This window comes from Evansella clarkii (assembly GCF_002019695.1).
GTDB classification, from domain to species: Bacteria; Bacillota; Bacilli; order Bacillales; family Salisediminibacteriaceae; genus Evansella; species Evansella clarkii.
The window spans coordinates 2,807,244-2,832,783 of record NZ_KV917376.1; the positions used below are offsets into that span (position 1 = coordinate 2,807,244).

The following is a 25,540-nucleotide window of genomic DNA, read 5'->3' on the forward strand; positions in this document are numbered from 1 at the left end:
ACCTCCTGCGAAACAGTAAGAATCTTCAAATCATTTTTCCTTTTCCCTTCTATAATTTCACGTTTTTCTTTTTTTATGGTAGGATATTAAGGGCGAAAAGCAAAAAAATTACCAGGGTGAAAACAAATGAGGGTAATAAGCGGAAAATATAAAGGTCTGCATATAAAAGCAGTTCCTGGCCAGTCAACAAGGCCAACAACAGATAAAGTAAAAGAGGCTATCTTCAATATGGCAGGACCTTATTTCGAGGGAGGAACAGTTCTTGATCTGTATGGAGGCAGCGGGGGTCTTGCCATTGAGGCATTAAGCAGAGGCATGGATGAAGCAGTGATTGTGGACCGGGATAAGAAAGCAGTGGAAACAATTTACTCTAATCTGAAAGCCTGCGGGATACCATCCGGGGAAGCGAGTGTCTTCAGGAACGAAGCTTCCAGGGCACTGAAAGCTCTTGTGAAAAGGGAAATCCAGTTTGATCTTATTTTTCTCGATCCTCCTTATCTGAAGCACAAACTCCCGGAAGAGCTGGAGTTTATCGGGAAGAACAATCTCAGCAGCAAAAACGGCACCATCGTCGTGGAGCACTCAGTACAGGTGGCTCTTGAAGACTCATACGAAACATTGTCTCTAACAAGAGAAGAACGATATGGCGATACAGTAATATCCATCTACAGGAATGAAGTTTAAGAAATAAGGAGGGCATTTTCTATGGCGAGCATTGCAGTCTGTCCCGGAAGTTTTGACCCGGTTACACTTGGTCATCTGGACATCATAAAACGAGGTTCCAAAGTATTTGATAAAGTAATCGTAGCAGTACTTAATAACAGAAGCAAGCAGCCTCTTTTTACTGTTGAAGAACGTATTGAGCTGCTCAGGGAAACTACAAGAGACATCCCAAACGTGGAAGTGGACAATTTTAACGGGCTTCTTATTGATTATGTAAAAGAGAAAAATGCAAGCGCTATAATTAAAGGTTTGCGTGCAGTATCCGATTTCGAATATGAACTGCAAATGGCCTCAATTAACAGGAAACTCGATGAAAATGTGGAAACGTTCTTTATGATGACGAATAATAAATATTCTTATTTAAGTTCGAGCATTGTAAAAGAAATTGCGAAATACGATGCTCCGGTCGGTGATCTTGTACCCGATGCAGTAGAAGAAGCATTGAAGAAAAAGTACATAAAATAAGCATGTAAAAAGGCCGGGGTTTCCCGGCCTTTTTGTATATTTCCAAGTATGGATAACAGGAATCCGGCCGCGCTGCATTATTCATTTTTTCGCAGCGGGTAGTCTGTACAGGAAGCTTATACACCATAAGGCAAGAGCTGTTAAGGTAATGACACTCCCCCACTGGAGAAGCCAGTGATAATGCAGGACAAAGAAACGTTCAATCCCGGCTGTCGTGCTTAATACAGGCAGATGATCGCCAGAAAATGCAGGTTCGTGATATAAAAAGTCAAATAATATAAATGTTAAAAGGGAGGCTGTGAAACCATGGAAGCATCTTGCCAGGAAAAAAGGTTTAAATCTGATATCTGTTTCCGCAATGATGCTTGCCACCTGGGCCTGGACACTAAATCCGTTAAAAGCGAGAATAAAGCTGACCACAACAGCCTGCTGAAGGAGCAACGCACTGTTTGTATTACTGATCATCTGGCTTCCGAGAGTGATTTCGAAAAGTCCTGATAAGAGGCCTGTACTTAGTTCAGGAGGCAGCTGGGCAAAGCTCAGAATTATAAATATGCCGAAGCTTAAAATGCTGGATATGTGTACTACCTCGAGAATTCTGTGAAGTACAGAGAATAGAATAATAAAACCACCGATCATCAGCAATGTCTGTATAGAGGAATGTACCGCGTCTCCCATCATTTTTCCGAATGGGCGTTCATCTTTCAGGCGTTCTTCATGCATAAGCTTTAGAGCGTAAGAAAGGGAGAAATGGGATTTTTCTTCGTTTCTGTTCTGCGAATTATCCCCATAAAACCTCATAGCCAGGCCAACGATTATATTTCCTCCATAATGAGCCGCTGCTAACACTATTCCAAGGGCAGCATCATGAAAAAAGCCTACAGCAATAGCTCCGAAAATAAACAGCGGATTGGAAGCATTAGTGAAAGAGACAAGTCTCTCTCCTTCAATCGCAGTTATTTTTCCTTCCTGCCGAAGCCGTGCAGTAAGCTTTGCGCCAGCAGGGAAACCTGAGGCAAGCCCCATAGCCCATACGAATCCTCCTGCGCCAGGGACACGAAACAGCGGTCTCATCACAGGTTCAAAAAAAGCCCCGATAAAGGAAACAACACCAAATCGAATGAGAAATTCAGATATAATAAAGAAAGGCAGCAACGAGGGGAAAACCACATCCCACCACATTGACAGCCCATTGATGGATGCTTCGTATGCTTCTTTCGGGAAGGCCATAAATGACAGTGCCAGAAAGATGCTTGTGCCGCTGTACATGATAGTCTTAAGCAGTGAGGCACTCACTTTCATTCACATACCCCATTTCCAAATAAATCATAAACTTGTCCTTAGTCAAATATACGTAGTTATAGAGACTTTAGACCATGCAATATGGCTTTTTAAAAAGGAGTGGGGACAGGTGGGACCTAAAATCGGCTTGGCTCTCGGTTCAGGGGGCTCCCGGGGATTTGCCCATATAGGGGTATTAAAAGCATTGAAAAATGCCGGGATCAAAGTGGATTATATTGCCGGCAGCAGTATGGGGGCGTTAGTCGGTGTTTTATATGCGGCGGGGTATACTCCTGATATACTGGAAAAAATGGCTCTGCAGTTTCGGAGAAAGTTTTTTCTTGATTTTACCGTGCCTAAAATGGGATTTATTAAGGGTGACAAGATCAGGCAGGTGATTGGAACACTTGTAAACAACAGGACTCTGGAACAGCTGGATCCAAAAACCGCGGTTGTCGCAACAGATTTGATGAAGGGAGAGAGAGCTGTTTTTACAAGCGGAGACATATCTCTTGCAGTGAGGGCAAGTATCGCCATACCGGGAATAGTAATTCCCCAGGAGATTAACCGAAGAATATATGTTGACGGCGGTGTAGCGGACAGAGTTCCAGTTTCAGTTGTAAAAGAAATGGGTGCAGATATTATCATTGCTGTGGACGTATCGTATTTTGACATGGAACCACAGATCACTTCCATATATGATGTCATTATGCAGAGTATGGACATTATGGAAAAAGAAATGATAAGATATCGTGAAATTGAATCAGATGTAATGATCAGGCCAATTTTATCCCATATTAAGTCGACTCAGTTTACAAATGTAAAGGATATCATTCAAAATGGAGAGAAAGAGACATTAAAACACACAGAATTTATCTGCAGGAAGATCGAAGAGTGGAAGGAGTCCTAGAATGTACGAAGACAGACGGCGCGGTAACCGCAGCGCATTGAAATGGATTATATTAATTGTAATAATATTAGCAATAAATTTTTATCAGCTTCCGTATTACTTTACCGTACCCGGTGATGCTAAAGTGCTCTCCGAGGTAATTGATGTAGAGGAAAGGCACGACTATGAAGGTTCCTTTATGTTAACTACTGTAAGAATGGGACCGGCAAACGTTGTTAATTATGTCTGGGCTCTCGTTAGTGATGAGCGTGAACTGATTCCTGAAAATCAAATCAGGCCAGAAGGTGAAACCGATGATGAATATCACCACCGGCAAATGATGCTTATGTCCAGTTCTCAGGAAGTAGCCGTATATGTAGCATATAACCATGCCGGAGAGACAGCTTATTTTGAAAATTACGGTGTGATCGTAACAGGCCTCGTTCCAGCTATGGACGCAGAAGAGAAACTGGAAGCAGGAGACAGAATTATTGAAGTTGCAGGAGAAGAAGTGCTGGAAGCTGAATCCCTGCTAAATGTTCTTTCTGAATATGAAATTGGCGATACAGTAAGCATGACAGTGGAAAGAGGGGATGAAACGCTTGAAGTTGATCTGGAAGTCATGCCATTCCCTGAAGACCTCGACCCTGAAGGAGAACGGGGCGGAGTTGGTATTTCCTACCCGGTAACAGACAGTGAATTAATAAAGGACCCTGAGATTTCGATTGACACGGATACTATCGGGGGGCCCTCTGCAGGACTGATGTTTTCTCTGGAAATTTATAACCAGCTTCTGGAAGAAGATATTACGAAAGGCTATGATATTGCAGGTACCGGCTCTATAGATCTGGAAGGAAATGTAGGAAGGATCGGCGGGGTGAACCAGAAGGTTATCGCTTCTGACAATGCAGGTGCTGATTTCTTCTTTGCACCAAGCGAACAGGGGATTGAGCAGTCCAACTATGAAACTGCCCTGGAAACCGCGGAAAGCATCGGAACAGAAATGGAAATAGTCCCGATAGATACTTTTGAAGAAGCACTTGAATTCCTTGAAAATCTTCCATTGGCAGGAAGCCAGTAAACCATTATATAAAAGAGGCTCTTATAAATAAAACGCCCGGATTTAATTATCCAGGCGTTTTGTTTATTGTTTCAATTTTATCTCCCTGTTTTATAGCACATGTGTCTATTTGCACATCGGATCCTCATTCCGCCATAAACGGAACTGGCACTAAGTAAGAAAGGTTTCTGTCTTCTTATCAAACTGTACAGGGACAGCTTTATACTCTTTTTGTAAGCCCCCCTTAGGATGAAAGGGGAGGGAATGTATTCTTGCGGCTAAAATATCTTTTTCCAGCACAGGATGATTCATCTCTGCCGCTCTTGAGACGAGAGGGACAGGCAGATTTTTTTTTACAGAAGAAAGGTGGCGTCTTCCTTCACCTGTCATTCCCAGCACCCTGATGTAAGGGGGATTAAGGGGTTCACAATACTGTTCCATAAACTCCTGCTCCGTATTTAAAAGGAGATGTACGAGTAGCCGCTGCAGCCGGGTCCAGGTATACCTTTTTGTCTTTATTGCTTCCATAAATTCCGTGAAGCTCCCGGTTTCTGACACTGCTTTTTTTAATCGGTGTTCAAGGCCCTCACTACAGTCATATAATCCGGCGAGACGTTCGGGAGGTTCTGACAGAATTTTGTACTGGAGATATGGAAAATACAAATCCCAGTGAGCAAAAGTGCCGAAGTTATTTTTGAAATCCGCCAGTTCACGGAAAGTGGCGTCTGGTATATAGCTCTTAATTCCCTGCAGATCTCCGTCTTTATCAAACAAACTGCCCCTTATTGCAGTTGCGCTGGCAATAGGGTTTTCAGGAAGGGAGGAATCATGGTACTGTGCCTGCAGCCTGTGGACTGTTTCAGGAATAATTTCTGCCCCGAGCTTACTGATTGCTTTTATGTAATGGTATCCTAGTATGTTGTTTGGTTTGCTGAGATCTACGATTTCTTCTTCCTTAAAAAGGGTATGGAAAGCTGTAGAAAATGCTTTAGGGTAACTCATCCCCTGTTTCAGGTGAGCTTTCATCAGCTGGTCCAGCTCAGCTTTATGTTCATTAATTTTGTTTACAGCATTGTAAAAGGGCTCAACGGACCCGTCTTCACTGCCAAAACAAATCCGGTTTGCTCCCAGGCTGTTTAGGATTGCTACAGCGCCATCTGAAAATATTTCGGCCTTCTGGACCGAATATATATAAGGAAGTTCAATCACCAGGTCTGCTCCGCCTTTTAGTGCCATTCTTGTACGGGTCCATTTATCGGTTAATGCAGGTTCACCCCGCTGCAGGAACGATCCGCTCATCACAGCGATAGTTATATGTGCGTCCGTTTTCTTCACAGATTGCTGAAGATGGAACAGATGGCCATTATGAAAGGGGTTGTATTCCACAACTACCCCGAGAACATTATTCATGAAATCACTCCTTTGCCGGTGGGTGAGAATGGGGAAAAATTTTCCGAAGTATTCATACACTAAATGTAACACAGCCGCGTACCTGCTTGTATTAAAATATCTTCCTTTGACCATTCTATACAGAAGCAGCATATTTTCATACCTGGATGGACTTCAGTTTTCCTGTAAAAAGGCAAGTGTTGTCTATGGAGGTCTTCATATGTTATTCTATTAGTTGCGCCATGCTTTTCCAACAGTCTGAAAGGCGCGTATGAGATGAAAAAATACAGATGTCCGTTTGAATAATATTTACTGGTACTCTTGTAAAGAATTTACCTTGACAAAAGAAAAATCAAAATATATAATTACATTTGTTGTCTTGAGGTGAAAACCTATGAAATGGTCGATTCAGCAATTGTTGGCCTATAAAGAAAAAGGTTTAAACATCAATGAAACTGTTGATGTCGGCAGTATTAAAGAAATAGACCGTGAAATTCGTGATATTGCTCCGGTTAACGTAACAGGCGAAGCTTATTTTACCAATAACTCGATTACTTTTCAGCTTGTAATCGAAGGCAAGATGATCCTCCCCTGTGCAAGAACGTTAAACGATGTGGAGTACCCTTTTGATATTGAAGCAACTGAAATTTTCAAGTTGAATGATTGGGCCACCTTCGATGAAGAAGAGGAAGTTCACGAATTGAAAGATAATCAGGTTGATTTGCTGCCTTACGTAAAAGAAAGAATTTTGCTAGAAAAACCAATGCGTGTATTCAGTGACGCAGAAGAAGGTCCAGCTCCTGCCTCTGGTAAAGGATGGGAGTTGCAAACAAAAGAAGAGGAATCTCAAAAAATTGATCCTCGACTGAAAGAACTGGAAAAGTTCTTTGATAAGAAATAACATGTTTGAAACTTCAGCATGTGAATGATCTCCAAGGAGGTGGGACTCGTGGCAGTACCTTTTAGAAAAACAAGTAAGACTAAGAAAAGAATGCGCCGTACACACTTTAAACTTCGTGTACCTGGTATGGTAAAATGTCCTAATTGTGGTGAAATGAAACTTTCACACCGTGTATGTAAAGAATGCGGATCATACAAGGGCGAAGATGTTGTAAACAAATAATTTACACAGACAGGAAAGCTTATGGCTTTCCTGTTTTTTTGTACTTATCTTTACCTGCAATAGCGTCTCGCATATCCGCTCGAGAGAAAATTAGGTGCAAGCGGTAACGCGAGAGCGTCTCGCGTACCCGCTTGAGAGAAAATTAGGTGCAAGCGGTAACGCAAGGGCGTCTCGCATACCCGCTCGAGAGAAAATTAGGTGCAAGCGGTAACGCGAGAAGTTCTCGCATACCCGCTCGGGAAAAATTATGCGCAAAGCGGTAACGCGAGAGCATCTCGCATGCCCGCTTGAGAGAAAATTAGGTGCAAGCGGTAACGCAAGAGCGTCTTGCGTACCCATTTCAGAAAAATTATAGACTAATAACGCAAAAGTACCCGCTGGACCAGAAAGTGCTCATACATTACAGGCATACCACCAGCTGAAGAAACAAGAACCCTCAGTTTTAAGAAAAATCATAACCTCATGTGTTAAAATCAAAATAAAAGACTTCATGTATTAAAGAAATTAGTTACATAATTTCCTGCTAACACAAATCTAACTGGAGTTTACAAGCTTCAGGAAACAGCACAATAGGAGGAACAGAATAATGAAAGTTATAGCGAGAAAACGATCGGAAACAACAGCTGAAATAGTTTTAAATCGTCCTGAAAAGAGGAATGCCGTTGATTTCGAAGTAATTGAAAGCCTTTCCAGGCATCTGGAAGAATTTAAACATGACGAGAAATTAACTGTACTTCTAATAAGAGGGACTGGTGACGCTTTTTGCGGCGGAGGCGATCTTGGAAGCTTTCATTCTCTTTATTCTGAAGAGGAAGCTTTATCAATGCTCCGGCCGATGAGTGAAGTATTGAAACAAATCGCTTCGTTTCCTGTAATTACGGCAGCGTATTTAAACGGGACAGCTGTTGGGGGAGGTGCTGAACTGGCGGCTGCTGCTGATTTTCGTTTTTCAGGCACAAACGGAAAGGTTGCATTTATTCAGGGGAAGTTGCATATTGCTACCGGCTGGGGAGGGGCTTCACTTCTTAAAATGAGAGTTGGATACGAAACTGCGCTTGAAATGCTCGGTACAGCGAGGCTGTATACGATGGAAGAAGCGGAAGCAATAAAGTTTGTATCAAAAAAAGTGGATTCTCTCGAAGATATTGACCAATGGTGTTCCCGGTGGCTGGATGCTAAAGTCGTCAGAGAGTACAAAAAAACGTTATTTCCGGAGCCGGAGAGAGAAAAATTGTTTAAATTAATAGACAAAGAAGTAGAAGCTTGTGCAAAGCTATGGGTGTCAGAAGAACATCACGAAGCTGTAAAAAAATTTCTTAACAAAAATTAGAGGACTGCCGTCAAGATAAGGGTTAGATTTAACTGCTTGCCTACCTGGGTTGCGGCCGGGTAGTTCTTCTTTTTTTTCTTTTATCCTTACTATCCAGAAGGATGTCCTGACCTGATATGGTTCATACTAAATAAGGACAATGATTCTATCTTTTCTACTAATTGCATACATATTAAGGGAAAAAACAAAGAAGGAGGGATGATTTATTGGTCAGGCAGGATGCATGGAATCAGGATGAGGATCTGCTGCTGGCTGAAGTGGTGCTCCGGCACATAAGAGAAGGAAGCACTCAGCTTTCGGCGTTTGAAGAGGTTGGCGACAGACTGTCACGTACTCCGGCGGCATGCGGATTTCGCTGGAATTCTACAATAAGAAAAAAATACGAATCAGCTATCCAGCTTGCGAAAAAACAGCGTAAACAAGTTAAAAAGAATGGGCTGGCGGAAAAAGTAAATATTTTAAAAACGGAACATGTACAGAATGGTGAAGCGGAAGGGGAAGAAAAATCCCTTGTGCAGCTGCTGGATGAAGTAATTCAGATGCTTTCTGAGAGAAGGGAAAAAATACGGTCTCTTTATGATGGAAGCAACGTGGGACCGGGGAAAAGTATACAAAAAATAAAAGAAGAAAATGAGAAATTGCAAACAGAGCTTGCACGGCTAAAACAGGAACATGAAATTGTTAAAAATGACTATCAGTTAATGATCAATGTAGTAGAACGTGCTGCTAAACGGACACACGCTCAGGTTTCAGCAAAATAATAAGCATCCACCAACTTGTTGGTGGATGCTTTACTTTTTTCTTTTCGCAGTATCTACTTTTGGTACGACGGCCTCCGCGATGGAGGAACTCCCTGATTACTCCTATTTGGCTGAGTGTTGTTCAGAGACCCCTTCAGGGAACCAGACATAAGGGTTTTCCCCTCGGTCTCTCTCTTCTACATAAGAAAGAGGTTCGAAGCCCATTTTTTCCCAGAAGGCGTCGGAGCGCTGTCTTGCATTGGTTTTAACTGGAAGTCCAAGGCTTTTTGCGAAATCTACCAGGTTCTTCCCAATCCCTTTACCCTGGTATGCGGGAAGGACTTCGAGTTTCCAAAGCTCGTAATAGTCCTGTTTTGGGTCAAAATATTCGTCAAATTTCTTGTCTATTTTATATAAGCTCATTCTGCCGACGAGCTTGTTACCGAAATATACTCCGTAAAAGGGAGACTCGCTGTCATTTTCAATAATATTGCCCTCGAGGTCTTCCTTCATTGACAGCTCCTGCTGTCCATATTCCCGGAAATTCTCGAATTCTTCTAATGTTTTAAAGTTTACATGTAAGCGGACAACCTCGTAATTTTCCATGAATACCCCTCCACTGCTAGATCGTATTTTGACAATGAAATAATGAAAAAATAAATTATCTATATATTATTATAATTTAAAAAAGCTTAAAAAGAAAATAAATATAATTTATATGCTCTGTCAATATATAGTTATATGCTAAAATAATTACAACTAAAGACCTTATGGGAGGTGAGGAGTTGAGAATAGCAATAATCGGCGGAGGGGCTGTGGGGCTGCTTACGGGAGGGTACCTTTCTTTAAGCGGGCATCATATACATATCATTACGAGGACGGAAGAACAGGCCGATATCCTTAACAGTAAGGGGCTTAACCTGGAAACCGGGAATGGGGTTGAAACCGTATGTGTTAATGCAGAGCACCATGCTTCCGCCGAATATATGGATTGTGATTTATGGATAGTTACTTTAAAGCAAACGGTGCTTGATAGTTTTCTGGCAAAATGGCGGGATGTGGAAGGGCTCCCTCCTGTATTATTCCTTCAGAATGGCATGGGCCACATGGAGAAAGCAGAAAAAACACTTCGCTCCAGCCTGTATGCGGGGGCGGTAACTCACGGAGCTCTGAAAACGGGGCTTAATAGTGTTAAACACACCGGTAAAGGAGATATACATATTGGGCTTTGGCGAGGCTGTAAACTGGACCTCGCAGCTCAGCTTACTATACCTGATTCCTTTCCTGTATACGAGACCGGGGACATACAGCTAATGCTGAAAAGGAAACTCCTTGTTAATCTCTCTGTAAACCCGCTCACTGCTCTTTACAGAGTGAAAAATGGAGAACTGCTGGAAAACCCGGAGTGGGCGAAAAATGTAAAAGCGGTTTTTAGCGAGGGAGTCAGTGTACTGGGGCTTGATGAAAAAGAATGGGATAGAGTGGAAGCCGTTATTACACGGACGGGAGAAAATGAATCCTCTATGCTAGGGGATGTAAAAAGCGGGAGGAAGACAGAAACAGAAGCAATTACCGGTTATATAATGCAACTTGCGGCGGAGCGAGGCCTGGAAATGCCTGTAACGTCGTTTTTACACAGATCAATTACAGGTATTCATGGGAGAGGAGATACAAAGTGAATAATATTAGCGAAATATTCGCTGTAATTGCGGCGACACTTGTTACTATTCCGTTGCTCGGTTTGTATTTTGTTTATTTAGCTGCTGTAAAAACTACAAGAAATAAGGTTTTCTCTTTAAAACTGGCGGTTGACTGCACGGCTCTGTTGTTTATGGCGGCTGTTTATTTTCTGATTCTGGAAATCTGGGGTGTTCATCTCCTTTGGGTATTTATACTTTTTTTTCTTGCTTCAGCTGTTATTTTTACAATCATGCACTGGAAAGTATATGAAGATATCTATATCAGGAAGGTTATAAAAGGAGTGTGGAGATTTCAGTTTTTTGTATTCCTTCTGGCCTATTTTGCGCTTATTCTGTACGGGATGTTTACCAGCATTTACGCTTTCGCTGCAGAGTAAGCAGGAACGTTGGTAGAGACCCTGAAGTCTGATATAATGAAACAGATTATTGCGTGAGACGAAATAACTCCTCTTCACCATCATGACTAAGTGAAAGGTTGAATGAATAAATGAAGATAGAAGTGAAGGAAATTGACTCGCAGCCTTTTATAGGAAAATACATAAATAACGATCCGGAAATACTGGAATTCTATGATTACCCATTAACAGAGGGAGGCAGAACCGAGCGCCTGAAAGAACTTAGCTCCAGAAGATTTAATCGACAGTCACTTGTGAAAGTGCTTCACAGCTTTAATAAAAGATATACTGATTGTGAGAATACCTTCCGGCAAATTAGCCGTCTGGGGGAAAAGGATGCAGTTGTAGTAGTGGGCGGACAGCAGGCAGGATTATTAACAGGTCCCGTATACACGGTAAACAAAATACTTTCCATTTTGGCGGAAGCTGAAAGGCTGGAAGAAAAACACGACGTTCCGGTTATACCCGTCTTCTGGATAGCTGGGGAAGACCATGATATAGATGAAGTGAACCACTTTTATTTTCCGGACAGACAGTCATCCAGAAAGTTCGTTATTCCGGAGAAAAACAATGTGAAAATCCCTGTATCCAAGAGGAAGATTTCCCGCGAAGAAGCAGAACGGCTTATTAATGAGGCACTGAGATGCCTTCCTGAAACAGAATACACTAAAGAATTATACAGTTCTCTGTTAGATGAATTTAAAGATGAATTTACATATGTAGACTGGTTTGCACTGCTGATTCACAGGATTTTTGAAGGAACGGGCCTGGTCCTGATGGATTCAGATGATTCTGCTATCAGAGAAATTGAAAAACCCTTCTTCTTGAAGATGATAAAGAATAACGACGCGATCAGGGAAGCATTTTACGAAGGGGCAAGTACATTTGAAAGAGCCGGATTTGGAACTCCAATAGAAAAAGATCTCCATAACTCTCATATTTTTATTCATGAGCAAGGCCAGAGGTATCTCATGGCAAATCGGGGCGGCCTGTTCCATGAAAAAAATGGCGAAAAAAAATGGACAACGGAAGAGCTGTTGGAAATATGCAGCAAGGAACCATGGCTGTTCAGCAACAACGTTGTTACCCGACCTGTCATGCAGGATATGCTTCTTCCTGTTGCGGCTTTTATTGCAGGCCCAGGTGAGATGAAATACTGGGGAGTGCTGAAGCAGGTGTTCAGCAGCATGGGAATAAAAATGCCGCTCATTTATCCGAGAGTGCACATTAGCTTCATTACCCGCAGAGTGGAGAAAAACCTTGCTTCCATACAACTGTCTCCGGAAACAGTGCTGAAAAATGGTGTCCGGGAAGAAAAGGAAGCATGGTTCAAGGAAAAACAAACGATAAACGTTGAAGAAGTTTTCAGCAAGGCGGAAGAAAAGCTCGACCAAACAATGGATGATATTTCTGCTGCTTTCCCACCTGCAGGGCGTGAAGCGGATCACCTTCATAAAAAGCATGCCGCGATAGCCGCGGCTGCTCTTAACAGGTATAAGAATGACATGGAGAAGCTGATTCATAAGCAGCATGAAGCTGTGCTGATTAAATATGATGAGACAGAATCAGAGCTTAAACCTGATGGAAACCTCCAGGAACGTCATTTAAATATCTTTCCATACCTGAATATGTATGGAACTGATTTATTGCTCAGAGTCCTTAAAAATATAAGAAAGCAGAAAGACGTAGCGGGAAAACATTTGTTTGTTTATCTGTAAAAGATTCCGCAGGGGGGCGCGTGGGTAACATAAGTAGTTAAAGCAGTGTACCCTCCCTGGATCGCAAGTAGTTTCAATGCTTTGGAGAAAATCGAGGATATGCTGATAACAGAACGGGGAACCGCTGCACCACCCAGAAGTACCCTTTTACTAGATTTATCGGAACGAGGAACCGTTACCCCACCATCGCCACCCTTTTTTCATTGGGGGGTCCCCCACCATTGACCACCTTTTTTTCAATGTGGAGGATCTCCCCGCCGTCGACCACCTTTTTATCAATGTAGAGGATCCAAAATCCCCTTACTGTTTTTAAACTTAAAAGTGTAAGTGTACGAAAGAAAATTCTGCAGCCTGCAGGGTTTTCTTTTCTTTTTTTAACTTTTTTTCATTTCCAAGTGGTTTATAGTGGGGGGATGTGGTAAATTAGTGTTATAAAGTGGGGATAGGAGGTGGAGTTTCATGTTCATGGGCGAGTATCATCATAATATTGATGAGAAAGGCAGGATGATTATCCCTGCAAAATTTCGCGAAGAACTTGGAACCACCTTCGTCGTTACAAGGGGAATGGACAAATGCCTGTTTGTTTATCCGGAACAGGAATGGAAACAATTAGAGCAAAAGCTTAAAACGCTCCCATTTACAAAAAAAGATGCGAGAGCGTTTACGCGTTTTTTCTTTTCCGGAGCTGCTGAATGCGGACTTGATAAACAAGGAAGAGTAAATATAGCGCCAACTTTGCGTACATATGCCAGTCTTGAAAAAGAATGTGTTGTAATCGGGGTTTCCAATCGGGTGGAAATCTGGAGTAAAACTATTTGGGAAGAATATTTTGCGGAATCTGAGGAATCCTTCGGAGAGATTGCAGAAGGTATAGTGGATTTTGAACTGTAATACTCACAGACAGGAGGAAATGTATTTGTTTGAACATGAAACGGTTCTTAAAGAAGAGACAGTGAAGGGCCTGAATATAGATCCTGGCGGGGTCTATGTCGACTGTACCCTCGGGGGAGGGGGACACAGTGAAAGGATTCTCTCTGAGCTTGGTGATAATGGCAGGCTGATCGCTTTCGACCAGGATGAAAAAGCGTTGAGTTTTGCAAAAGAACGCCTGGCACCGTATAAAGACAAAGTTACCTTTGTCCATAGTAATTTTGAACACCTTAATGAGAAACTGGACGAACTTCATATTGATAAAGTGGATGGGTTCGTCTTTGATCTTGGAGTTTCGTCCCCTCAGTTTGATGAGCCGGAAAGAGGTTTCAGTTACCGGTTTGACGCTCCTTTAGATATGCGGATGGACCGGGGGCAGTCTCTGTCTGCATACGAGGTAGTAAATGAATGGGCCTTCGAAGATCTCGTACGGATTATTGCCAGATACGGGGAAGAACGGTTCGCAAAACAGATTGCAAGAAAAATTGAAAAAAGGCGGGAAACTGAACCGGTGAAAACAACTTTTGAGCTGGTTGAAGTTATTAAAGAAGCTATCCCGGCACCAGCCAGACGGAAAGGCGGACACCCGGCTAAGAGGACATTCCAGGCGATCAGAATCGCTGTAAATGATGAATTAAATGTTTTTGAAAAAGCTTTAAATGATGCAATTAACAGGACAGGCTCAGGAGGGAGGATAGCAGTAATAACCTTTCATTCTTTAGAAGACAGAATATGCAAGCAGGTATTTAAACGGAGAAGCACTCCGGAGGCGCTGCCGAAAGATTTACCTGTAATTCCTGAGTCGTTTGAACCGGAACTGAAATTAATAAACAGAAAACCTATACTTGCCGATGAAAAAGAATTAGAAAAAAATAATCGGGCATCTTCTGCTAAGCTGAGGATTGCTGAGAAAAAATAACCGGGGGTATGAAATATGAGTCCACTTGTACAAAAACAGGCTCCATACACTTCTGTCCAGCCGCAGCGAGAGAGAAGAACAGTAACAAAAAGGGTTTATAAAGGGAGAGTTACAAAGGGAGAGAAGCTAATTTACATAGTGGCTTCTGCAGCTTTTGTGTTTGCCCTGTGTTTAATTTTATCTAACTATGCATCCATTTATATGACGAACCACGAAATCCAGCAGACTGAGGTTGATATCAGCCAGCAGACGGGAGTCAATGAATCGCTGAGCCTGCAGGTGATGGAACTGTCTGATCCGGAACGTATTTTATCCGAAGCTAAAGACATGGGAATGGTTCTGAATGAGGAGAACGTAAGATTTACCCACCAGAATGAATAATTTTATCAGCAGGAGTTTTGAATGGGGGCAGGGTGAATGGAAGAGAGAAAGAGCCCTTTAGTGACCAAAAGAGCGCTGTTCGTGTTTTTGGTAGTTATACTCGGAACAGCGCTACTTTTTACAAGATTTATTTATATCCAGGCTGCCAAGGAAGTTCAGGGGTATGATTTGCAGGAGATTATTGAACAGCGATGGTCCCAGACGAGGGTTCTGGAGGGGAAGCGAGGAACTATTTTTGACAGAAATGGGGATGCCCTCGCAGAAGAAGTTACCTCCTACTCTGTAGTTGCTATTCTTGATGAAAGATATAGCGACAGAGTGGAGGACCCTGCTGAGACCGCAAGAAAGCTGAGCACTGTACTCGATATTGAACAGTCTGTTATTGAAGGCTACCTCACTTCGGGTATTGAGAACGGTCGGGTGCAGGTCGAACTTGGTCCTAAGGCAAAGTTTTTAAGTTATGAAACGAAAGAAGAAATCGAAGCACTTGAGCTGGCAGGAATTCAGCTGAGGACTGACCCGAGGAGGTACTATCCTAAACAAATGTTTGCTTCCCATATTCTTGGCTATACAGAACGTGATATGTCTGAGGCGAGAATGGGTCTTGAAAGCAGCCTGAATGATTATTTACAGGAAGAAGAAGGCAGCATTTCCTATCAGAAAGACGGCAGGAACCGCAGGCTTCCAAACGCTGAGGAGATTATTGATCCCCCGGAAAATGGGCATGATGTTTATTTGACACTGGATACGCGAATCCAGATGGCAATTGAACAAACAATGAATCAGGTGGAAGAAGAGTTCAGTCCGGAACGGGTGATGACTGTAGTTGCAAATGCGAAGACCGGTGAGATACTCGGCATGTCCAACCGTCCCAGCTTCAATCCGAACCAGTATGAGTCCATTGAAAATTACACCAACTATAATATTTCGTCCAGGTTCGAACCTGGCTCTACGATGAAAATATTCACAGTTGCTGCGGCAATTGAAGAAGGTGTATATGACGGGGATGCTTTATTCAAGTCAGGTTCATATGAACTTGGTGACCACTCGATAAGGGACCACTATAGAGGAGGGTGGGGAGAAATCACTTATGATGAGGGCTTCCGGCGTTCATCTAACGTGGCTATGTCCATCCTTGCCCTGGATAAACTTGGTCCTGAAAAGTTATATGAGTATATAGACAAATTTGGATTTAATGCACCTACCGGGATTGAACTGCCTAATGAAGCAAACAGCCAGATTGCCAGGCAATGGCGCAGTGACGCTGCTACGACTTCTTTTGGCCAGGGGAGTGCTGTAACACCAATTCAGCAGGTGCAGGCAGCTACAGCAATTGCGAATAATGGAACGATGATGAAGCCTTACGTTATTGACAAAATAGTGAATAGCGACAACGGAACAGTAGTTGTGGAAGGAGAACCGGAAGCTGCAGGTAATCCTGTTTCTGAGGAGACTTCCCGTCAGGTGCTTGAGCTTATGGAAACAGTTGTTTCAGATGAAGACGGAACAGGGAGACCTTATGCAATTGAAGGATTTAATGTGGCGGGAAAAACCGGTACGGCTGAAATTATTCGTGAGGACGGTCCAGGGTACATGACCGGGCACGGTAATTTTATTTATTCCTTCCTGGGCATGGCGCCTGCAGAGGACCCTGAAATCATTGTATATGTAGCTGTCGACCGTCCGAAACTGGATCTTGATGAACCTGGGAACCTTCCTGTTTCAATGATATTCAAATCGGTAATGAACCAGAGTCTTCAGTATTTAAATATCGCTCCTACAGAAACAATTGGAAATAATGAAGATGAGGCAAATATTCTTGAAGATTTCACAGGATCAGTTGCAGAAGAGGCTGAAGAGCACCTTACAGATGCTGGTCTGAAACCCATTCTTATCGGAGAGGGTACTGAGATTACAGGGCAGTTTCCTCGTCCGGGCATAGGAATTCTCAACGGAGAAAGAGTTCTGTTAATGACCGATAGTGAAGAAATTCTTATGCCTGACATGGATGGCTGGTCTCAGAGATATTTATTTGCATTCCAGGAACTTACCGGAATTACTGCTGAAACATCCGGTAATGGATTCGTTTATTCCCAGACTCCAGACCCTGGCACAAGCCTTGCAGGTGCTGACCGGATTAAGGCTGCTCTTTCTGTCCCTGGGGAAAGGGAAGAAGAAGCTGCTGAGGTACCGGAAGAATCCGGGGAAGAAATTGATGAAGCTGATGAAGCCGGGGAAGATGGTAACGAGGAAGAAGAAGAGTTTTTCATGGATTAGTGAAGCTTTTTAAATTACGTATATGCATGTAAAAAACAAAGGACAGGTTCTATCCTGTCCTTTGTTTTCATATGTCTGAACCAAGCCGGAGTGTTTTTACATTCAATATCCTGTAAAAACTGCCGCAGTAGTTTTCTCCGTGCAGGAGAGGAAACTAAAATTTGCCCATAACGGGAGGTTCGGTATGAAACGTGTATCCAACGTAACAGTCAGAAAAAGACTTATTTTAGCCTTGTGTGCTGGTCTTGTCGTTTTCATGGTTATGATAATAAGGCTCGCTTATGTACAGCTTGTAATAGGAGATGATATCTCATCCCGGGCAGAAGACTCCTGGAGCCGTAATATCCCCTTTGAAGCGAAAAGAGGGGAGATTCTGGACCGGAACGGAATACCGCTTGCAACTAATATAAGTGCACCATCTGTATTGGTAGTGCCCCGCCAGATAAAAGAGCCGGCAAAAGTGGCAGGGGAGCTTGCCCAGGTATTAACGATGGAGGAAAAAAAGGCGTATGAATTAGTTACAAAAAACGCTTCGATCGTGCGAATGAATCCTGAGGGCAGAAAAATGAGCAATGAACTTGCGCAGAAAGTCAGGGATTTGAAGCTGGACGGTGTTTATATTGCCGAAGATAATAAACGCCATTATCCATTTGGGAAGTACCTGTCCCATGTACTGGGGTTTGCAGGAATTGATAACCAGGGGCTGACAGGCCTGGAGCTCTATTATGATGAACAGCTTTCTGGCCAGCCAGGGTTCGTTTCCTTCTACTCAGACGCTAAGGGGAGAAGAATGCCGAATTTAGCAGACGAGTATACAGAGCCGGTGGACGGCCAACACTTAAAATTAACAATCGATACAAGGATTCAGACGATAATAGAAAGGGAACTGGATATTGCAGAAGCTACATACAATCCTGACGGAGCAATGGCGATTGCAATGGACCCGAAGACAGGAGAAATTCTCGGCATGTCTTCCCGCCCTGATTACGATCCGGAACGGTTTAAAGAAGTACCTCCGGAAATATACAATCAGAATAAGCCGGTCTGGAGCCAGTACGAGCCAGGATCTACTTTCAAAATCATTACGCTTGCTGCCGCCCTCGAGGAAGGAAAAGTAGATCTTGATAAAGATAATTTCCACGACCCAGGGCATATTGAAGTTTCTGGCCACAGGCTCCGCTGCTGGAAAAAAGGCGGCCATGGTTCTCAAACTTTTCTTGAAGTCGTCCAGAACTCATGTAACCCTGGTTTTGTTGTTTTAGGTGAACGCCTTGGCAAAGATACGTTATTTAAATATATTAATGATTTTGGGTTTGGAAGCAAAACAGGCATAGACTTGCAAGGTGAAGGGAAAGGAATACTGTTTGACCTGGAAAATGTGGGACCACTGGAACTGGCAACCACTGCATTTGGCCAGGGGGTGTCAGTAACTCCCATACAGCAGGTTGCTGCAGTTGCTGCAGCGGTTAATGGCGGTAATTTGTATCAGCCTTACCTTGCGAAGGAGTGGGTTAATCCGGCCACAGAAGAAGTGATTGCCAATGCCTCGCCGGTATTGAAAAAACAGGTTATCTCTGAGGAAACCTCTGCCGAAATCCGGAGAGCTCTTGAACACGTGGTAGCTAAAGGCACAGGAAGAGGTGCTTATGTAGATGGCTATCGTGTTGGAGGGAAGACAGGTACTGCACAGAAAGCGCAGGGCGGAAGATACCTGGAAAACAACCATATCGTTTCCTTTATCGGTTTCGCCCCTGCAGATGATCCTCAGATTGTTGTCTACGTTGCCGTGGACAACCCGAAAAACACGGTCCAATTCGGTGGGACTGTTGCTGCGCCGATTGTAGGGAATATTATGGAAGATGGCCTTCGTGCCCTTGGTGTTGAGAGAAGAGCGGAACAAATAGAGAAAGAGAGAATGTGGAATGACGAACCTCTTGTGGAAGTTCCGGATCTTATCGGAAGAACAATGAAGGACATCCATGAAGCTTACTATGAGCTGAAGCTTGATGTGGCCGGAGAAGGCAAGGAAGTACTTGTTCAGTCTCCGGAACCGGGGGTCAGAATAAAAGCTGGTTCGGTAATAAGAATATATATGGGTGACAAAAAAGAAGAGGAACAGTAAAATGAAAGTTATGAGTTAAAAATGCTCCCCTATGTTAAAACAGGGGCAGCAGGTGAACAGGCAGGAAAGAGGGATGAAAATGATGCAGTTAAGCAAACTATTAGGAAGACTTCCTTCCTATGAGACTAAGAACAATGAGGATCCCCTCATTAAGGAATTATATATGGACTCCCGGGAAGTTACTGAAGGGGGGCTTTTCTTTTGTATTAAAGGTTATACGGTGGATGGACACGATTATGCACAGCAGGCTGCTGAAAATGGCGCTTCAGCCATAATAGCCGAAGATGATATTACTGTCAGCGTTCCGGTAATTAAAGTGAAAGATTCAAAAAGGGCAATGGCTCTTTTATCGGCAGCATTCTATGGCTACCCTACAACGAAGCTCCATCTGATCGGCGTAACAGGAACAAACGGGAAAACAACGGTAACCCACTTAATTGAAAAAATCCTTACAGATCATAAAATAAATACCGGAATTATAGGCACGATGTATATGAGGTATGCAGGCAAAGAAGTGACCACTCAGAACACAACACCTGAATCTCTCACTTTACAAAAAAGTTTTGCCAGTATGGTGGATGAAGGTGTGGAGGCAGTGACGATGGAGGTTTCTTCCCATGCTCTGGAGCTCGGGAGAACACACGGTGCCCAATTTGATGTGGCTGTTTTTACAAATTTGTCGCAGGACCATCTTGATTTCCATGAAACAATGGATAATTATGCCAGAGCTAAAGGTTTGCTTTTTGCACAGCTTGGAAACGGCTATGAAGAAGGAAGGCAGCCTAAAGCAGTAATTAATGCAGATGATAAAATGGCAGGATTGATTCAGACCATGACTGCTGCCCCTCTCTTAACATACGGTATTGATAATGATGCGGACATGAAAGCAGAAAACATAAGGATAACAGAGCGCGGTACCACTTTCGATCTGAGTATCGGGGAAGAACGTGAGGAAATCACATTAAAGATGACAGGGAGATTCTCTGTTTATAATGCACTCGCAGCGGCAGCGGCATCGTATGTAACCGGAGTAGGCATGAAGACTATTGCTGGAAGTTTATCGTCCGTGGAGGGTGTCGCAGGAAGGTTTGAAAGAGTGGATCTCGAAGAAGACTTCCATGTAATTGTCGACTACGCCCATACACCAGACAGCCTTCAGAACGTGCTAGAGACGATCAGGGAATTTGCGAAAGGCAAGGTTTCGGTTGTTGTTGGCTGCGGTGGTGACAGAGATAAAACAAAAAGGCCTCAAATGGCAAAAATTGCAGAACAGCTGGCCGACTTTGTGTACTTAACTTCTGATAACCCTCGTTCAGAGGACCCTGCGGATATTATTGAACATATGAAAGCGGGTATAACCGGTACTTCTTATACAGTAATTGAAAATCGCAGGGAAGCTATTTTTGAGGCAGTCCACAGAGCAGAAAAGGATGAAATTATCCTGATTGCCGGGAAAGGCCATGAAACATACCAGACAATAGGCAAAGTGAATTACCATTTTGATGACAGAGAAACTGCAAGGGAAGCGGCTGCGGAGGCACGACCGTAATGAAAGGCTTCAGAGAGATGGCAAGAGATTATCTTATTGACCTGGAGCCTGTGGTAATTGCTGTAACCGGAAATGGGAAAAGAACGACTGTTATTAAGCTGATTGAAGTGATGATTAAAAACCATTTTAAAACAGAAGTGACAGCAGGCAGTGTGTCTGACCCTGCCGCTGCTTTTCTGTCCCTTCTTCAGCTCCCGGAGGCAACAGATGTATATATATTTGAAGCGGATCCTCAGGACGAGGAAACAGCCGCTGAGCTTTTTCAGGTTCTGCAGCCGGGTTTCAATGTTATTACAGGAGTATCCGGAGGTACGGGTGACAGTGAGAGTAATCAAACGAAGAGTGTCATTTCCCTGGCTGAAGATTTGATGAAGGCTTCCGCAAGTCTTATTTTAGACGGGGACGATCCTCTCCTTGACCGGAAATGGAAGGCAGACGCTGTCAAAGCGGGTTTTTCAGATGGCTGTCTCTTTAAGATACATTCAGTGGAAGAGACCAGTCCAAATAATAGTGAATTTTCAATTGAAGGTATCAGGCTTCGGTTTAAAATAAACAGTTCTGAACCACACCATATTAAATGTGCTGTATATGCTGTTGCCGTCTGCGTGCATTTGGGCCTCCCCGCAGAGGCAGCCGCAGAGGAGCTGGAGAGGTTTTCTTTTTCCGGATAGCCCGAGCGTCCTGAAACGAAAATTTACAGCAGAGTTTAACAAAGCATTCGAAAAAAAGCAGAGCCCGCAGAGACAGAGGCCTGTATTTTTGAGGTGACTATCACAGAAACACCGGGTTCAACCGGCGCAGTACAGAAAGGAGTTCCTGTTATGCTGGAACAAGGCTTGTTATATACATTAATATTATCTTTTTTCATAACTGTAGTTATTTCACCAATTTTTATACCTTTTTTAAGAAGGCTGAAATTCGGCCAGAGTATCAGGGATGAAGGCCCGAAATCCCATCAGAAGAAAAGCGGAACACCAACGATGGGCGGTATTATGATCATGTTTTCACTTATTATTTCCGCTTTGGTTATCGCAGGATTCTTCCATTCTGTAGATGTGGAAATTCTTCTTCTTATTTTTGTTACTTTTGGTTTTGGTCTTTTAGGTTTTCTTGATGATTTTATAAAAGTAGTTAAGAAAAGAAACCTTGGTCTTACTTCGAAACAAAAGTTTCTTGGCCAGGTAGCAATTGCTGCAATCGTTTATGCAGTATTGCTTTTTCAAACGGATCTCTCCACAGAAATCATTGTACCTGGAACCGGATTTTCTCTTGATATAGGCTGGCTTTATCTTCCTTTAATTATCGTCATGCTTGTAGGCGCATCTAATGCGGTCAATCTCACAGACGGGCTGGACGGCCTTGTTGCAGGGACGTCGGCAATTGCTTTTGGCGCCTTTGCTATCATTGCGTACTCCCTGTCTTTATATACCGTTTCTATCTTTTCAGTTGCGGTAGTGGGTGCGGTCTTAGGATTCTTAGTTTTTAATGCACATCCGGCAAAAGTTTTTATGGGTGATACCGGGTCTCTTGCCCTAGGCGGAGCACTGGCAATGATTGCAATTCTGACAAAAATGGAACTGCTTCTGATTGTGATTGGCGGAGTTTTTGTCATCGAAACTCTCTCTGTTATCATTCAGGTAATAGCGTTTAAAACTACAGGTAAGCGGGTATTTAAAATGAGTCCTCTTCATCACCATTATGAGCTGTCCGGCTGGAGTGAATGGCGTGTTGTTGTTACATTCTGGCTTGTAGGATTCCTGCTTGCAGTAATCGGCGTTTATTTAGTTTACTTAGAGGTGTTCATCTAATGATAAAGACAACAAAATTCCAGGGTAAAAAAATTCTTGTACTCGGTCTTGCAAAAAGCGGAACGGCTGCAGCTGAACTCCTGCTGGATCTGGGAGCAGAAGTTACAGTGAACGACCGGGAGCCTTATGAGAAAAATAAAGAAGCACAGCAGCTGAAGGAAAAAGGAGCTAACGTCGTATGCGGATCCCATCCGGTGGAGCTTGTTCATAATGAGCTTGACTATGTCGTGAAAAACCCGGGTATCCGGTACGATAATCCTCTTGTGTCAGCTGCCGAACAGAAAGGGATACCTGTTATAACGGAAATGGAACTTGCTTATAAAATAAGTGAGGCAGAAATTATCGGTATCACTGGTTCTAACGGAAAGACAACAACTACCACTTATTTATTTGAAATGCTTAGAGGAGGAGAACGAGAGCCTTTAGTAGCAGGCAATATTGGTGAGGTTGCCTGTGAGGTGGCACAGAGAGCTACCAGTGAAAATATAATGGTAACGGAGCTTTCCAGTTTTCAGTTGCTGGGGACCAGGGAATTCCGTCCAAAGATATCTATTCTCCTGAACATTGTTGAAGCCCATCTTGATTATCATGGTTCTATGAGTGAATACATAGAGGCAAAAGCAAAAGTGTTTGCCAATCAGAAAGAAAATGATTTCTTTATTTACAATGCTGATGATGAGACGGTAAGCAGGCTCGCTGAACGCACCCCTGCCAGAAAAGTCCCTTTTTCAACGAAGACTGTTATAGAAGAAGGGGCATGTATCAGGGATGGCTGGCTTGAGGTGTTCGGCGAAAAACTTATCAAAGCAGAGGAAATGTCGCTTCCTGGGGAACATAATATTGCAAACGGCCTTGCAGCAGCGGCAGCAGCTTATTTATCAGGTGCCTTAAAGGACAGAATTAAGGATGTACTGAGAACATTTACCGGTGTTGAGCACCGTCTCCAGTTTGTAACGGAGTACGAAGGAAGAAGCTTTTATAATAATTCAAAAGCAACGAATGTACCTGCCGCCATAACCTCTTTGAAAGCATTTGAAGGAAAACCGGTTGTATTAATTGCGGGCGGCCTTGACAGAGGCGTTCCATTCACCGGGTTGGTACCGTACTTAAGAGAGAATGTGAAAGCCGTTATTACTTATGGAGAGACAGCTGCAAAGATAGCAGAGGCAGCGGCAGAGGCAGGTGTGCCGGCAGTGGTAAAAACTTCGGTGCTTTCTGAGGCAGTGTCTGCAGCATACGCCCATTCCTCCTCAGGTGATGTTATTCTTCTGTCTCCTGCGTGCGCTTCCTGGGATCAGTTCAGGACCTTTGAAGAGCGGGGAGACCATTTTGTTAATGCTGTAAAAAACTTAATACAGTAGTTGTCATGTTTGTCCCTTCTATTCATAAAGATAGGTAATAGAGAAGTATTTACTTAATGGAAACCGAGGTGTTCTCTATTGCCTAAAACAAAATCTGCACCTGATATCTTACTAATTGCAGCTACAGTCTGTTTGTTATCAGCAGGTCTGATTATGGTGTACAGTGCAAGTGCTGTCTGGGCTGAATATAACTTTAATGACAGCTTTTTCTTCTTAAAACGGCAGTTGTTTTTTGCAGTGCTTGGTGTGGCAGCCATGCTGTTTATGATGAATGTGGACTACTGGACATGGAGAAGAATGACAAAGGTGCTCGTCATCGTCTGTTTCCTGCTCCTTATAATTGTGCTTATACCAGGAGTAGGGCTTGTGAGGGGCGGGGCAAGAAGCTGGCTTGGTGTCGGAGCTTTTTCTATCCAGCCCTCTGAATTTATGAAGATGGCGATGATTTTTTATCTTGCTAAATTTTTATCCGAAAAACAAAAACATATTACTACAGTGAAGCATGGGCTGATCCCTACACTTGGGCTTGTTATTCTGGCATTTGCCCTTATTATGCTGCAGCCTGACCTTGGAACCGGAATGGTAATGGTACTTACAGGGGTAGTTATGATATTTACCGGAGGAGCCCGGATAAAGCATTTCGTTTTTCTGGGGCTGCTTGGCCTGGCAGGCTTAACGGGACTAATTCTTTCTGCCCCGTACCGGCTTCAGAGGATCGTTTCCTTTCTCGATCCGTGGCAGGACCCTTTAGGGAGTGGTTTTCAGATCATCCAGTCTTTATACGCTATAGGTCCAGGCGGGTTGTTAGGCCTTGGGCTTGGTGCCAGCAGGCAAAAATATTTTTATCTCCCGGAGCCTCAGACGGATTTTATTTTTGCAATTCTGGCGGAAGAACTGGGGTTTCTTGGAGGAGCATTTGTACTTGCCTGCTTTGCGGTTCTGCTTTGGAGAGGTCTCCGCATTGCTTTGTATGCCCCTGATTTGTACGGAACTTTTCTTGCAGTGGGGATTATTGGCATGATCGCTATTCAGGTAATGATAAACATTGGAGTAGTAATCGGGCTGATGCCGGTTACCGGGATTACGCTCCCACTTCTGAGTTATGGAGGTTCTTCTCTTACTTTGATGCTTACATCGATAGGCGTTTTGCTTAATATAAGCCGCCATATGAGATAAGTGCCATAATGCGGTCCTTTTTGCTTCTGCTTTTCAGCAGTTGCTTTTTTGTTTGCTATTGAAAAAACCTTCAGATTATAGTCATCAGGACACTAACTTTTGCGCTATAATAGTAAGAGACAGGAAATGTTCTTTTCCCGGGGAGGCTGCGGCGTTGCCCGCAGCAAAGAAGACACAGTGATTACGACCGAAGGGAAGTAAGAG

The 25,540-nt window shown here is 43.3% G+C and carries 24 protein-coding genes; 21 read left to right on the forward strand and 3 right to left on the reverse strand.

The features are described 5' to 3' along the window. The first annotated feature begins 126 nt into the window (after positions 1-126). Both rsmD and coaD read left to right on the forward strand, forming a co-directional pair. Positions 127-684, forward strand: a complete 558-nt coding sequence (gene rsmD / locus BK582_RS13035; RefSeq protein WP_078595455.1) for a 16S rRNA (guanine(966)-N(2))-methyltransferase RsmD — start codon at positions 127-129, stop codon at positions 682-684. Between the two features lie 21 nt (positions 685-705). Further along, positions 706-1,188 carry a pantetheine-phosphate adenylyltransferase gene (gene coaD / locus BK582_RS13040; RefSeq protein ID WP_078595456.1) on the forward strand — a complete coding sequence of 161 codons (483 nt, stop codon included), beginning with the start codon at positions 706-708 and terminating at the stop codon, positions 1,186-1,188. Between the two features lie 81 nt (positions 1,189-1,269). On the opposite strand, the gene ylbJ is transcribed toward coaD, so the two are convergent. Further along, positions 1,270-2,490 (reverse strand): sporulation integral membrane protein YlbJ, encoded by a 1,221-nt coding sequence (gene ylbJ, locus BK582_RS13045; RefSeq protein ID WP_078598000.1) that lies wholly within the window; start codon positions 2,488-2,490, stop codon positions 1,270-1,272. A gap of 109 nt (positions 2,491-2,599) precedes the next feature. Here ylbJ and BK582_RS13050 point away from each other — a divergent pair, with 109 nt between their 5' ends. Continuing rightward, positions 2,600-3,379 (forward strand): patatin-like phospholipase family protein, encoded by a 780-nt coding sequence (locus tag BK582_RS13050; protein ID WP_236939164.1) that lies wholly within the window; start codon positions 2,600-2,602, stop codon positions 3,377-3,379. Between the two features lies 1 nt (position 3,380). Next, complete coding sequence (locus BK582_RS13055; RefSeq protein WP_078595457.1) at positions 3,381-4,439, forward strand: SepM family pheromone-processing serine protease; 1,059 nt, start codon at positions 3,381-3,383, stop codon at positions 4,437-4,439. A 150-nt stretch (positions 4,440-4,589) separates the two neighbouring features. Here the strand turns inward: BK582_RS13055 and BK582_RS13060 are convergent, their stop codons facing one another. Further along, positions 4,590-5,828 (reverse strand): nucleotidyltransferase, encoded by a 1,239-nt coding sequence (locus tag BK582_RS13060; protein WP_169910999.1) that lies wholly within the window; start codon positions 5,826-5,828, stop codon positions 4,590-4,592. 373 nt (positions 5,829-6,201) lie between these two features. Between BK582_RS13060 and BK582_RS13065 the strand changes: the two genes are divergently transcribed. From BK582_RS13065 to BK582_RS28085, 4 genes are all read left to right on the forward strand, one after another. Next, positions 6,202-6,708, forward strand: a complete 507-nt coding sequence (locus BK582_RS13065; protein ID WP_078595459.1) for a YceD family protein — start codon at positions 6,202-6,204, stop codon at positions 6,706-6,708. A 48-nt stretch (positions 6,709-6,756) separates the two neighbouring features. After that, complete coding sequence (gene rpmF / locus BK582_RS13070) at positions 6,757-6,930, forward strand: 50S ribosomal protein L32 (RefSeq protein ID WP_078595460.1); 174 nt, start codon at positions 6,757-6,759, stop codon at positions 6,928-6,930. Between the two features lie 586 nt (positions 6,931-7,516). After that, entirely contained in the window at positions 7,517-8,260 is a 744-nt protein-coding gene (locus BK582_RS13075; RefSeq protein WP_078595461.1) for an enoyl-CoA hydratase/isomerase family protein, read from the forward strand. Between the two features lie 206 nt (positions 8,261-8,466). Continuing rightward, positions 8,467-9,021, forward strand: coding sequence for an RsfA family transcriptional regulator (locus tag BK582_RS28085; RefSeq protein WP_078595462.1), 555 nt, complete (start codon positions 8,467-8,469; stop codon positions 9,019-9,021). A gap of 102 nt (positions 9,022-9,123) precedes the next feature. Here BK582_RS28085 and BK582_RS13085 read toward each other — a convergent pair whose 3' ends face one another. Next, positions 9,124-9,606, reverse strand: coding sequence for an N-acetyltransferase (locus BK582_RS13085; protein ID WP_078595463.1), 483 nt, complete (start codon positions 9,604-9,606; stop codon positions 9,124-9,126). 179 nt (positions 9,607-9,785) lie between these two features. Here BK582_RS13085 and BK582_RS13090 point away from each other — a divergent pair, with 179 nt between their 5' ends. From BK582_RS13090 to spoVE, 13 genes are all read left to right on the forward strand, one after another. Further along, positions 9,786-10,679 carry a ketopantoate reductase family protein gene (locus BK582_RS13090; protein WP_169911001.1) on the forward strand — a complete coding sequence of 298 codons (894 nt, stop codon included), beginning with the start codon at positions 9,786-9,788 and terminating at the stop codon, positions 10,677-10,679. Continuing rightward, entirely contained in the window at positions 10,676-11,077 is a 402-nt protein-coding gene (locus tag BK582_RS13095) for a DUF3397 domain-containing protein (protein WP_078595465.1), read from the forward strand. The genes BK582_RS13090 and BK582_RS13095 overlap by 4 nt, the downstream gene beginning before the upstream one ends. Positions 11,078-11,187: 110 nt before the next feature. Continuing rightward, complete coding sequence (gene bshC / locus BK582_RS13100) at positions 11,188-12,813, forward strand: bacillithiol biosynthesis cysteine-adding enzyme BshC (RefSeq protein WP_078595466.1); 1,626 nt, start codon at positions 11,188-11,190, stop codon at positions 12,811-12,813. 459 nt (positions 12,814-13,272) lie between these two features. Continuing rightward, positions 13,273-13,704, forward strand: coding sequence for a division/cell wall cluster transcriptional repressor MraZ (mraZ, locus tag BK582_RS13105; RefSeq protein ID WP_078595467.1), 432 nt, complete (start codon positions 13,273-13,275; stop codon positions 13,702-13,704). A gap of 25 nt (positions 13,705-13,729) precedes the next feature. Next, a complete protein-coding gene (gene rsmH / locus BK582_RS13110) occupies positions 13,730-14,662 on the forward strand; it encodes a 16S rRNA (cytosine(1402)-N(4))-methyltransferase RsmH (RefSeq protein WP_078595468.1) in 933 nt (310 codons plus the stop codon). Between the two features lie 15 nt (positions 14,663-14,677). Then, positions 14,678-15,043, forward strand: a complete 366-nt coding sequence (ftsL2, locus tag BK582_RS13115) for a cell division protein FtsL (RefSeq protein WP_078595469.1) — start codon at positions 14,678-14,680, stop codon at positions 15,041-15,043. Positions 15,044-15,079: 36 nt separating this feature from the next. After that, positions 15,080-17,320: a penicillin-binding protein gene (locus BK582_RS13120; protein WP_078595470.1), complete on the forward strand. Its 2,241-nt coding sequence runs from the start codon at positions 15,080-15,082 to the stop codon at positions 17,318-17,320. Between the two features lie 184 nt (positions 17,321-17,504). Continuing rightward, positions 17,505-19,442, forward strand: coding sequence for a stage V sporulation protein D (locus BK582_RS13125; RefSeq protein WP_078595471.1), 1,938 nt, complete (start codon positions 17,505-17,507; stop codon positions 19,440-19,442). Between the two features lie 82 nt (positions 19,443-19,524). After that, entirely contained in the window at positions 19,525-20,991 is a 1,467-nt protein-coding gene (locus BK582_RS13130) for a UDP-N-acetylmuramoyl-L-alanyl-D-glutamate--2,6-diaminopimelate ligase (RefSeq protein ID WP_078598004.1), read from the forward strand. Further along, complete coding sequence (locus BK582_RS13135; RefSeq protein ID WP_078595472.1) at positions 20,991-21,662, forward strand: UDP-N-acetylmuramoyl-tripeptide--D-alanyl-D-alanine ligase; 672 nt, start codon at positions 20,991-20,993, stop codon at positions 21,660-21,662. The genes BK582_RS13130 and BK582_RS13135 overlap by 1 nt, the downstream gene beginning before the upstream one ends. Positions 21,663-21,812: 150 nt before the next feature. Beyond that, entirely contained in the window at positions 21,813-22,799 is a 987-nt protein-coding gene (mraY, locus tag BK582_RS13140; protein ID WP_078595473.1) for a phospho-N-acetylmuramoyl-pentapeptide-transferase, read from the forward strand. Continuing rightward, positions 22,799-24,160: a UDP-N-acetylmuramoyl-L-alanine--D-glutamate ligase gene (gene murD / locus BK582_RS13145; protein ID WP_078595474.1), complete on the forward strand. Its 1,362-nt coding sequence runs from the start codon at positions 22,799-22,801 to the stop codon at positions 24,158-24,160. Before mraY ends, murD begins: the two co-directional genes overlap by 1 nt. A 78-nt stretch (positions 24,161-24,238) precedes the next feature. Further along, positions 24,239-25,336 carry a stage V sporulation protein E gene (gene spoVE / locus BK582_RS13150; protein WP_078595475.1) on the forward strand — a complete coding sequence of 366 codons (1,098 nt, stop codon included), beginning with the start codon at positions 24,239-24,241 and terminating at the stop codon, positions 25,334-25,336. The last annotated feature ends 204 nt before the right edge of the window (positions 25,337-25,540 follow it).

Coding starts and splice junctions, on each gene's coding strand:
- bshC (WP_078595466.1), top strand. CDS start 11,188: ATGAAGATAGAAGTGAAGGAAATTGACTCGCAGCCTTTTATAGGAAAA.
- BK582_RS13085 (WP_078595463.1), bottom strand. CDS start 9,606: ATGGAAAATTACGAGGTTGTCCGCTTACATGTAAACTTTAAAACATTA.
- murD (WP_078595474.1), top strand. CDS start 22,799: ATGATAAAGACAACAAAATTCCAGGGTAAAAAAATTCTTGTACTCGGT.
- BK582_RS13075 (WP_078595461.1), top strand. CDS start 7,517: ATGAAAGTTATAGCGAGAAAACGATCGGAAACAACAGCTGAAATAGTT.
- BK582_RS13135 (WP_078595472.1), top strand. CDS start 20,991: ATGAAAGGCTTCAGAGAGATGGCAAGAGATTATCTTATTGACCTGGAG.
- coaD (WP_078595456.1), top strand. CDS start 706: ATGGCGAGCATTGCAGTCTGTCCCGGAAGTTTTGACCCGGTTACACTT.
- BK582_RS13125 (WP_078595471.1), top strand. CDS start 17,505: ATGAAACGTGTATCCAACGTAACAGTCAGAAAAAGACTTATTTTAGCC.
- mraZ (WP_078595467.1), top strand. CDS start 13,273: ATGTTCATGGGCGAGTATCATCATAATATTGATGAGAAAGGCAGGATG.
- BK582_RS13065 (WP_078595459.1), top strand. CDS start 6,202: ATGAAATGGTCGATTCAGCAATTGTTGGCCTATAAAGAAAAAGGTTTA.
- BK582_RS13120 (WP_078595470.1), top strand. CDS start 15,080: ATGGAAGAGAGAAAGAGCCCTTTAGTGACCAAAAGAGCGCTGTTCGTG.
- mraY (WP_078595473.1), top strand. CDS start 21,813: ATGCTGGAACAAGGCTTGTTATATACATTAATATTATCTTTTTTCATA.
- ylbJ (WP_078598000.1), bottom strand. CDS start 2,490: ATGAAAGTGAGTGCCTCACTGCTTAAGACTATCATGTACAGCGGCACA.
- BK582_RS13130 (WP_078598004.1), top strand. CDS start 19,525: ATGCAGTTAAGCAAACTATTAGGAAGACTTCCTTCCTATGAGACTAAG.
- ftsL2 (WP_078595469.1), top strand. CDS start 14,678: ATGAGTCCACTTGTACAAAAACAGGCTCCATACACTTCTGTCCAGCCG.
- rsmD (WP_078595455.1), top strand. CDS start 127: ATGAGGGTAATAAGCGGAAAATATAAAGGTCTGCATATAAAAGCAGTT.
- BK582_RS13055 (WP_078595457.1), top strand. CDS start 3,381: ATGTACGAAGACAGACGGCGCGGTAACCGCAGCGCATTGAAATGGATT.
- BK582_RS13060 (WP_169910999.1), bottom strand. CDS start 5,828: ATGAATAATGTTCTCGGGGTAGTTGTGGAATACAACCCCTTTCATAAT.